Origin of the sequence: Comamonas thiooxydans (genome assembly GCF_000964545.1) — a bacterium.
Taxonomy (GTDB): Bacteria; Pseudomonadota; Gammaproteobacteria; order Burkholderiales; family Burkholderiaceae_C; genus Comamonas; species Comamonas thiooxydans.
The window spans coordinates 108,598-117,109 of the sequence record NZ_BBVD01000015.1 but is presented as its reverse complement, the minus strand read 5'-3'; the positions used below and the strand labels follow the sequence as shown (position 1 = coordinate 117,109).

Genomic DNA, 8,512 nt, shown 5'->3' with positions numbered 1-8,512 from the left:
CTCGGAGCCTTTTTCCAGCACGACTACGGAGACATCCTGACCTTTTTCGGCCGCCAGTTGCTTGAGGCGAATGGCAGTGGCCAGGCCACCGGGGCCACCGCCCACCACCACCACGTCATATTCCATGGCCTCTCGCGGGCCGTACTGGGCCAGGATCTCTTCGTTTGTCATCGGGAAAGTCTCGCTTGATATTGGATTGGGAAAACTGGCGTGCGCGGCCTTGGCAGGTGCGTCTGCAAAAACCGCGATGCGGGCGATTCTATGCTGACAGCCCGGCACGACCGTGCAGATTTGGCGACAGCGCATCAATCGGTGTTGCGGCAAAGTCCATAGGCTAGTGATCGCCCCAGGGCGTGCCATCCCTCAAAGAAACTAGAACAAGGTGGTGATGCAGTTGCAAATCTCGTTCAATCAGGAGACATACCGGCATGAAAATCGAGCTGCCCGAGCTGAAGAAGCAGGTCTATGAAACGCGTTTTCCCGTACGCTGGGGCGATATGGACGCCATGGGGCATGTCAACAATGCCCAGTACTTTCGCTATCTGGAAACTGCGCGCATCGACTGGATGCGCGGCATGGGCCTGAATCCGGACCCCGCGGGGCAGGGGCCGGTCATCGTCAACGCCTTTTGCAATTTCTATCAGCAGCTTGCGTATCCCGACGAGGTGCTGCTCAAGATGTTTGTCAGCGATCCCGCGCGCACCACCTTTGAGACCTGGGCCACCATGGAGCGTGTGGCGCAGCCGGGAGTCATCTGCGCCGCTGGCGGAGGCACGGTGATCTGGGTGGATTTCCCCCGGCAGAAAGCCGCTGCGCTGCCGGACTGGATACGTTCGGCGGTAATGGCCTGAGTCCTGTTCGGAATTCCGTACATCAATCCAGATTTCGTCCGGAAAACCGATTGTGGTTATGCAAAAAAGTATTTTGAATATAAGCAAATCAAAGACTTGGACGTGATTTTTTGGCTGGCACGGTATGTGCTTAAAGGACGGCACGCCGCTTCACTGCGGCTGACCAAGTGAGACTGGGGCTGGGCCTTGCTGACGAAACCTCGGTTCCGTCGGCGGTCCGTCTCGGTTTGTTGTCGCTGCCAGAACCCGGTGCCTGCATGGCCCGGATTCAGGCAGCGGCTCAAACAACGCATACCAAGATTCCAAGAAATGAAATCCAATCGCCTGACCATCATGGTTCTGCTGGCCATGGTTCTGGGTGTGGTCGTGGGCTATCTCGTCCACGCCAACGCCGCGACACCGGAGACAGCCAAAGACATTGCCGGCTATTTCGGCATTCTCACCGACGTATTTCTGCGCATGATCAAGATGATCATCGCGCCCCTGGTGTTTGCCACGCTGGTGGCGGGGCTGGCCAATATGGGCGATGCCGGCTCTGTGGGCCGCGTGGGTGGTCGTGCGCTGGGCTGGTTTATCGCGGCATCGTTCTGCTCGCTGTTTCTGGGTCTGGTTTTTGCCAATGTGTTGCAGCCCGGCCACGGCCTGACGGTGGAGCTTCCCACGAATGCCGAGAGCCTGGGTCTGAAGACCGGTGCGCTGAATTTCAAGGATTTCATCACTCATGTCTTCCCCAAGAACATCTTCGAGGCCATGGCCACCAATGAGGTGTTGCAGATCCTTGTGTTTGCGCTGTTCTTCGGTATCGCTCTGGGCTACCTGAACCACCAGAAAAAGCACATGCTGGTCGATCTGATGGAAGAGACCTCGCATGTCATGCTGCGCGTGACCGAGTACGTGATGCGCTTTGCGCCCGTGGGCGTGTTCGGCTCTGTCGCCGGCACCATTGCCACCCACGGACTGGGCATGCTGCTGGTGTTCGGCAAATTCCTGCTGGGCTTCTATATTGCGCTGGCCGCGCTGTGGGTGCTGCTCATCGGTGCCGGCTATCTGGTGCTGGGCAAGGATGTCTTCCGTCTGCTGTCGCTGATTCGCGGCCCGGTGCTGGTGGGCTTTTTCACGGCCAGCAGCGAATCCACGCTGCCCAAGCTCATGGAGCAACTGGAAAAATTCGGCATCAAGCCGCGTATCACAGGCTTTGTGCTGCCTCTGGGTTACTCGTTCAACCTCGATGGCTCCATGATCTACACCACCTTCCTGGCCATCTTCATCTCTCAGGCCTATGGCATCGAGATGTCGCTGACCGCGCAGCTGACCATGCTTCTGGTGCTGATGATCTCCAGCAAGGGCATTGCCGGCGTGCCTCGTGCCTCGCTCGTGGTGGTGGCCGCAGTGCTGCCCATGTTCGGTTTGCCGGAAGCGGGCATCCTGCTGATTCTGGGCATCGACCACTTCCTGGACATGGGCCGTACATTGACCAATGTGCTGGGCAATGCCATTGCCACGGCCGTGGTTGCCAAATGGGAAGGCGACGAAGAGCAGGAGTCCTGCGCAGATCTGGCTGTCGAGCCACAGCTGATGCCCGAGCCCATTCGCGTCCGAGCCTGATCGTCCCGTTGCCCGGATTCCTGTCCCCTGCGGTGCCGGGCGCTGCTACCATGGTTCGCACCATGTTAGCTTTCCTGCCCCCGCGCCTGCGTGCTGTTTTGCTGATCCTGCTCTGGCTGGCTGCAAGCAGCCTGGGCGGCTGGCTGGGCTATCAGGGCTTCGTCAAGATCGGTCTCGAGACCGTGGTGGCTGCCGGCAACAACCGCCTCGATCTCTATGCTGCCAGCCTGCGGCGCGAGATCGACAAATTTGCCTTTCTGCCCGATGTAGTGGCCCTGCAGCCCGAGATCCTGTCGCTGCTGCAATCGCCGGGCGACGAAAGACTGCAGTCTCGCGCCAATCTCTATCTGGAGGAACTGAGCCGTCGTGCGGGCACCCTCAGCGTCTACATGCTCGATCACGACGGTCATGTGCTGGCTGCCAGCAATTGGCGCCGCGCCGACAGTTTTGTGGGCGAGAACCTCGGCTTCAGGCCCTATGTCCAGCAGGCATTGCGAGAAGGGCGCGGGCGCTACTTCGGCGTAGGCACCACGCGCGGCGAGCCCGGCTATTACCTGACCACTACCTTGGGGCAGGGCGAGATGCATGGCGTGGTGGTGGTCAAGGTCGGGCTGGCGCAGCTCGAGCAATCCTGGGCCAGCGCAGAGTCTCCGGTACTGGTCAGCGACGAAAATACCGTGGTCATTCTCAGCAATATGCCGGCCTGGCGCTTTGCGACCTTGCTGCCGCTGGATGAGGCAAGGCGGGCCGAGCTGGAAGCTTCGCAGAAATACAACCGTCTGAACCTGCGGCCTCTGGGCTGGCGTGGCATGAGCAGTGTCACTGGCGTCAGGCAGGTGAGCATTCCCGATGTCAAGGACGCTGCGGCAGACCAGAGCGCAGGTCGCTTTCTGGCCCAGTCCAGACCCATGGCCGGCACGCCCTGGCAGATTACCGTGCTCTCCCCCCTGAGCGTTGCCTTGCAGCTGGCGGCCAGCCGAGCCTGGGTGACGGGGGCGCTGATTGCATTGATGCTCTTGCTGGGAGCTTTGCTGTACCAGCGGCGCAGACATGTGCGTGAGCAACTGGCGGCCCAGCAAGCTCTGAAACAGGCCAACGAGGTGCTGGAAAACAAGGTGCAGCAGCGCACAGCCGATCTGCAGAGTGCCAATGTGGCGCTGCAGCAGGAGGTGATGGAGCGCATGCAGGCCGAGACCACGCTGCGCGCGGCGCAGGACGAGTTGGTACAGGCAGGCAAACTGGCCGTCATCGGTCAGCTCTCCACGGAAGTGGCCCATGAGCTGAATCAGCCCCTGGCGGCCTTGCGGGCGCTGGCCGGCAACAGTCAGCGCTTTCTGGAACGTGGTCAGAGCGAGATGGTGCAAAGCAATCTGCAGCGCATGGCCGAGCTGACCGAGCGCATGGGGCGTATTACCGGGCAGTTGCGCAACTTTGCCCGCAAGTCCGCCGGCCAGCCCGAGCAGGTTGAACTGGCCAAGGTGGTCGATGGCGCCCTGTCCCTCATGGAGCCGCGCATTGCCCAAAGCGGCGTCATGATCGTGCGACAGCCCTCGGATCTTGAGTTGAGCGCCTGGTGCGATGCCAATCGCGTACAGCAGGTGTTGATCAATCTGCTGAGCAATGCGCTGGATGCCGTGCAGGGCGGCAATACGCGGTGCGTGGAAATTGCCTGCAACCGTTGCGGTGCCTGGGCGCAGATCACGGTGCGCGATCATGGCCCCGGACTCAGTGATCAGGCGCAAGCGCGACTGTTCGAGCCTTTTTTCACGACCAAGCCCGAGGGACTGGGCCTGGGTCTGGGCCTGCCTTTGTCGGCCGAGATCGCCCAGGCTGCAGGTGGCAGCCTGACCGGCGGCAACCATCCGGAAGGCGGGGCCATCTTCACGCTGAGCCTGCCCTTGGTGGATACTCGGCCGCTGTCCTGATTGCCTGCAGCCCATGAACCCTTCCCTCAAAGTCCTGATCGTTGAAGACGATGCCGATGTCGCCATGGCCTGTGAGCAGACCATGCGCCTCGAAGGTCTGGACTGCATCTGCGTGAGCAGTGCCGAGCAGGCGCAAAAGCACCTGTCCCCGGATTTTGCCGGCATCGTGGTCAGCGACATCCGCTTGCCGCAGATGAGCGGCCTTGGGCTGCTGGCCGCCGCCCGCGTGCTGGACGCCGAACTGCCCGTGATTCTCATCACCGGGCACGGCGATATCTCCATGGCTGTGCAAGCCATGAAGGATGGCGCCGCCGATTTTCTGGAAAAGCCGTTTGCGCCCGAGCGCCTTGTGGAAGCCGTGCGCCGTGCGCTGGAGCGCCGTCGCCTAGTGCTGGAGGTGCGCAGCCTGCGCCAGCAGCTACAAAGTCGGGATGTGTTGCAGCACCAGTTGCTGGGGCGCTCGCTTCCCATGCAGCAGCTGCGCAGCACATTGCAGAGCCTTGCGGCCAGCGAGGCCGATGTGCTGATCTGGGGTGAAACGGGCACCGGCAAGGAAAGAGTCGCGCGCAGCCTGCATGAATCCAGCCGGCGCAATAGCGGCAATTTTGTCGCCATCAACTGCGGCGGCCTGCCGGAGACGCTGTTTGACAGCGAAATGTTCGGCAGCGAGGCCGGGGCCTTTACCGGCGCGGGCAAAAAGCGCATCGGCAAGATCGAACATGCCAGCGGCGGTACCTTGTTTCTCGACGAGATCGAAAGCATGCCCCTGCCCATGCAGGCCAAGCTGCTGCGTGTGCTGCAGGAAAGAGTGCTGGAGCGCCTGGGCTCGAACACGCTCATTGCCGTCGACTGCCGTGTGATTGCTGCAACCAAGGTCGATTTGCTGGACCTCAGCCGTCAGGGACTGTTTCGCTCCGATCTCTACTACCGTCTCAATGTGGTGACGGTGAACTTGCCCCCGCTGCGCGAGCGCCGCGAGGATGTTGCGCTGCTGTTCGAGCATTTCGCGTTGCAGGCCGCCGCCCGCCACCAGCGTCCCGTGGCAGAGCTGACGCCGCAGCGTCTGCAGGCGCTGCTTGCCCACGACTGGCCAGGCAATGTGCGCGAGCTGCGCAATACGGCCGAGCGCATCACGCTGGGGCTGGATGCCGGCCTGTCCCCGTCCGGTACGGCGCCCGAGGCTGCGGCTTCGCTTGCGGCAACCATGGAGTCCATAGAGCGCTCCCTGATTTCCGAAGCCTTGCGCAACAACGAAGGCAGCCTGACACGCACGGCGCAGGCGCTGCACACCCCCAAGACCACGCTGCACGACAAGATTCGCAAGTACGGACTGTGATCGGGCTGTGACCGAGCCATGAGCGCGGCTGAGCAGGCTCGCCGTTGCCGGGCTTGCGCTTCGGAGCGAAACCGCGTCCCGCTACACTGAGGCATGCGTGAATTCAAGGTCATGGTCGTCGGTGCTTACGGCTTCTTCGGCAGCCGGCTGGTTGCCAGGCTGGCCAGGCAAAGCGGTTTGCACATCGTGGTGGCAGGGCGCTCGGCCTCTGCGGGGCAGGCGCTGGTTGAAAGTCTGGCCCCGGACGCTTGCTCAAGCCTGAGCCACGTAGTGGTGGACGTGATGGCGCCCGGTCTGGAGGACAGACTCAAGACGCTGGAGGTGGACGCACTCATTCACACTTCGGGCCCGTTTCAGGAGCAGGACTACCGCGTGGCCCTAGCCTGTGCCTACGCCGGCGTCCACTATGTGGATCTGGCCGATGGGCGTGACTTTGTCTGCGGCATCGATGTGCTCGATCCGCAGGCCAAAACTGCGGGCGTGCTGCTGCTCAGCGGTGCCAGTTCGGTGCCAGCTCTGTCCTCGGCGGTCGTGGATGCGCTGGCTTCGGGCATGGCTCGCGTCAGCGATATCGACATAGGCATCAGCCCAGGCAATCGTACGGACAGAGGCCTGTCCACCGTCGCTGCCATCCTCAGCTATTGTGGCAAGCCGCTGCCTGGCTCCGGGCAGCAAGCCGTGATTGGCTGGCTGCGCAGCTATGGGCATGACTATCCGGCCCCTGTTGGGCGGCGGCTGCTGTCGGCCTGCGATGTACCGGATCTCGCACTGCTACCGCTTCGCTATGAAGGCAGTCCTTCCATCAGATTCGGTGCCGGGCTTGAGCTGTCGTTCTTGCAGCGCGGGATGAATGCCATGGCCTGGCTGGCTCACAGAGGGCTGGTGCAGGACTGGTCCGTGCATGCTCGCGGACTCAAGCGCATGGCAGACTGGTTCAAGAACTGGGGCAGCGATGCAGGAGCCATGCATGTCACGGTCAGTGGCCTGGATGCAGAGGGGCAAGCCTGCCAGCGCGGCTGGGTGCTTATGGCGGGCTCGGGCGACGGGCCTTATGTTCCCACGCTGGCCGCCAGTGCGCTGGTACGCAAGCTGGCGGCGGGTGCACCGCTGGAGCCTGGCGCCAGGCCTTGCATGGGGCTGCTGACGCTGCAGGACTTTGTGGCCGAAGCGCAGGGACTGGATATTCAGATGCGGGAGCTTGCTTGATGATGCTGAGCGCCTCTTTGTTTCAGCAGGCCATGGGCGATGAGTTCTGCAAGCTCGATGTCGCCCTGCAGCGCTTTCACGGCCTGCAGGGTGAGCATGAGCTTCAGGGCAGGGTGCAGACTGGCGCCCCCCGGACTCTGGCGGCCAAGCTGCTGGCGCTGGCTCTGGGCACGCCACGCGCCGCCAGCGAGGGGACGATTCATTTCGAACTGCAGGCCAGTCCCGATGCGGAAACCTGGATTCGCATCTTCCCCTCGCAGCGCATGCACTCAACCATGCAGTTGCACAATGGCCACCTGATCGAGCGCCTTGGCCTGGCGCGACTGTGCTTTGCCTTGCAGGCGGTAGATGGACGGCTTCTCATGCGACTGCAGCGTCTGTACTTTCTGGGCTTCCCATGTCCGGGCTGGCTGGCACCGCGCATCGTGGCCGAAGAAACCGGAGCCGGGGAGCAAATGCAATTTCATGTCGAAGCGGCCGTCCCCCTGATTGGCGTGGTGGCCAGTTATCGTGGCTATCTATTGCTGCCAGAGGAAAAAGCATGATTGTGGTCTTTGATGCGCAATGTCTGTTGTTCAATGGCTGGGTGCAGTTCTTGCTCAAGCACGACAAGCAGGGCGTTTTTCAGTTCGCCGCCATACAGGGCGAGGTCGGCGGCAAGCTGTTGGCCGATGCAGGCTTGTGCCTGGAAGGTCTGCAGACCCTGCTACTGGTGGACGGCCAGCGCTCCTGGCAGCACACGGATGCCATCTTGCGCGTGCTGCACGCATTGGGCTGGCCCTGGCGACTGACAGCGGTGATCAGGCTGATACCCGCTGCATTGCGCGATGCGCTCTACCGCATGATTGCCAGAAACCGCTATCACTGGTTTGGCAAAAGCGAGCAGTGCATGATGCCGGATCCCGCTGTGGCTGCCCGATTTCTGGATTGAGTTTCGGATGACACGCGGTATCGCTCAGCGAATATGGGGATCAATACGATTGATGGATACGCAATCAGGCATGCTCTGCCGGCATGGGCGGAATATTCAATAGGGCTTGGTACTTCTTCTGCAGATCGCCAAAGCGTTGCAGCGTCGGCAGCACAGCCTGCATATTCAACGCCTTGTGCAGCCGCGGCAGCAGCAGCTGCTGCATACCGAGATTGTTCAATGACTGGTAGCCCGCGTGAAAGCAGGCTTCGCCTTTTTCATCTTCGTAGTACAACTGCTCCAGCTCGCGCCAGCCCACGTAGTAGCCGTAGTCAAAGAACTCCTGAAAGTTCTCGGCAATCACCCAGCTCAATTCGTTCACGCAGGGCAGTGTCATGACGATGGGGCTGACGCTACCGGGCAGGCGCTCATCGACCAGATAGCTGTAATGAACGCTGTCGCAGCCCGTGGTTGCAAACGTCATCACATTGCGCGGCGTGCACCAATCGATGTAACTGGGTACGGGGGGGATCTCCAGGCGCAGGCCGCAGTCCCCAAAAACGGCTTCGGGCGATAGGCCGAACTGCGGGCCTATGGCTGCAGCCGCGTCGTACAAAGTCTGCAGTGATGCGGGAATCTGAAAGGACCGAATTGCATTGCGCATTGCAGCATATTAGCA

General features: G+C 61.5%; 9 protein-coding genes. 7 read left to right on the top strand and 2 right to left on the bottom strand.

Features of this window, described 5'->3' with window-relative positions; translation table 11 throughout:
• A partial coding sequence (locus Cth01_RS24365) for an NAD(P)-binding protein (protein WP_233425243.1) occupies nt 1-306 on the bottom strand: 306 nt, incomplete at its 3' end.
• A 122-nt stretch (nt 307-428) separates the two neighbouring features.
• Between Cth01_RS24365 and Cth01_RS20795 the strand changes: the two genes are divergently transcribed.
• From Cth01_RS20795 to Cth01_RS20765, 7 genes are all read left to right on the top strand, one after another.
• Entirely contained in the window at nt 429-851 is a 423-nt protein-coding gene (locus Cth01_RS20795) for an acyl-CoA thioesterase (RefSeq protein WP_045840252.1), read from the top strand.
• A 309-nt stretch (nt 852-1,160) separates the two neighbouring features.
• The gene (locus tag Cth01_RS20790) at nt 1,161-2,456 is read left to right on the top strand and encodes a dicarboxylate/amino acid:cation symporter (protein ID WP_012838430.1); all 1,296 of its coding nucleotides are present in this window, start codon (nt 1,161-1,163) and stop codon (nt 2,454-2,456) included.
• A 62-nt stretch (nt 2,457-2,518) separates the two neighbouring features.
• A complete protein-coding gene (locus Cth01_RS20785) occupies nt 2,519-4,381 on the top strand; it encodes a sensor histidine kinase (RefSeq protein WP_233425242.1) in 1,863 nt (620 codons plus the stop codon).
• A 13-nt stretch (nt 4,382-4,394) separates the two neighbouring features.
• Nucleotides 4,395-5,717, top strand: coding sequence for a sigma-54-dependent transcriptional regulator (locus Cth01_RS20780; RefSeq protein WP_034410147.1), 1,323 nt, complete (start codon nt 4,395-4,397; stop codon nt 5,715-5,717).
• 93 nt (nt 5,718-5,810) lie between these two features.
• Nucleotides 5,811-6,923: a saccharopine dehydrogenase family protein gene (locus Cth01_RS20775; RefSeq protein ID WP_045840250.1), complete on the top strand. Its 1,113-nt coding sequence runs from the start codon at nt 5,811-5,813 to the stop codon at nt 6,921-6,923.
• Nucleotides 6,923-7,468, top strand: coding sequence for a DUF4166 domain-containing protein (locus Cth01_RS20770; protein WP_034410145.1), 546 nt, complete (start codon nt 6,923-6,925; stop codon nt 7,466-7,468). The genes Cth01_RS20775 and Cth01_RS20770 overlap by 1 nt, the downstream gene beginning before the upstream one ends.
• Nucleotides 7,465-7,854: a thiol-disulfide oxidoreductase DCC family protein gene (locus Cth01_RS20765; RefSeq protein ID WP_045840249.1), complete on the top strand. Its 390-nt coding sequence runs from the start codon at nt 7,465-7,467 to the stop codon at nt 7,852-7,854. The genes Cth01_RS20770 and Cth01_RS20765 overlap by 4 nt, the downstream gene beginning before the upstream one ends.
• Nucleotides 7,855-7,918: 64 nt before the next feature.
• On the opposite strand, the gene Cth01_RS20760 is transcribed toward Cth01_RS20765, so the two are convergent.
• Nucleotides 7,919-8,497 carry a hypothetical protein gene (locus Cth01_RS20760; protein WP_034410140.1) on the bottom strand — a complete coding sequence of 193 codons (579 nt, stop codon included), beginning with the start codon at nt 8,495-8,497 and terminating at the stop codon, nt 7,919-7,921.
• Nucleotides 8,498-8,512: the final 15 nt, after the last annotated feature.

Coding starts and splice junctions, on each gene's coding strand:
- Cth01_RS20795 (WP_045840252.1), top strand. CDS start 429: ATGAAAATCGAGCTGCCCGAGCTGAAGAAGCAGGTCTATGAAACGCGT.
- Cth01_RS20790 (WP_012838430.1), top strand. CDS start 1,161: ATGAAATCCAATCGCCTGACCATCATGGTTCTGCTGGCCATGGTTCTG.
- Cth01_RS20785 (WP_233425242.1), top strand. CDS start 2,519: ATGTTAGCTTTCCTGCCCCCGCGCCTGCGTGCTGTTTTGCTGATCCTG.
- Cth01_RS20780 (WP_034410147.1), top strand. CDS start 4,395: ATGAACCCTTCCCTCAAAGTCCTGATCGTTGAAGACGATGCCGATGTC.
- Cth01_RS20775 (WP_045840250.1), top strand. CDS start 5,811: ATGCGTGAATTCAAGGTCATGGTCGTCGGTGCTTACGGCTTCTTCGGC.
- Cth01_RS20770 (WP_034410145.1), top strand. CDS start 6,923: ATGATGCTGAGCGCCTCTTTGTTTCAGCAGGCCATGGGCGATGAGTTC.
- Cth01_RS20765 (WP_045840249.1), top strand. CDS start 7,465: ATGATTGTGGTCTTTGATGCGCAATGTCTGTTGTTCAATGGCTGGGTG.
- Cth01_RS20760 (WP_034410140.1), bottom strand. CDS start 8,497: ATGCGCAATGCAATTCGGTCCTTTCAGATTCCCGCATCACTGCAGACT.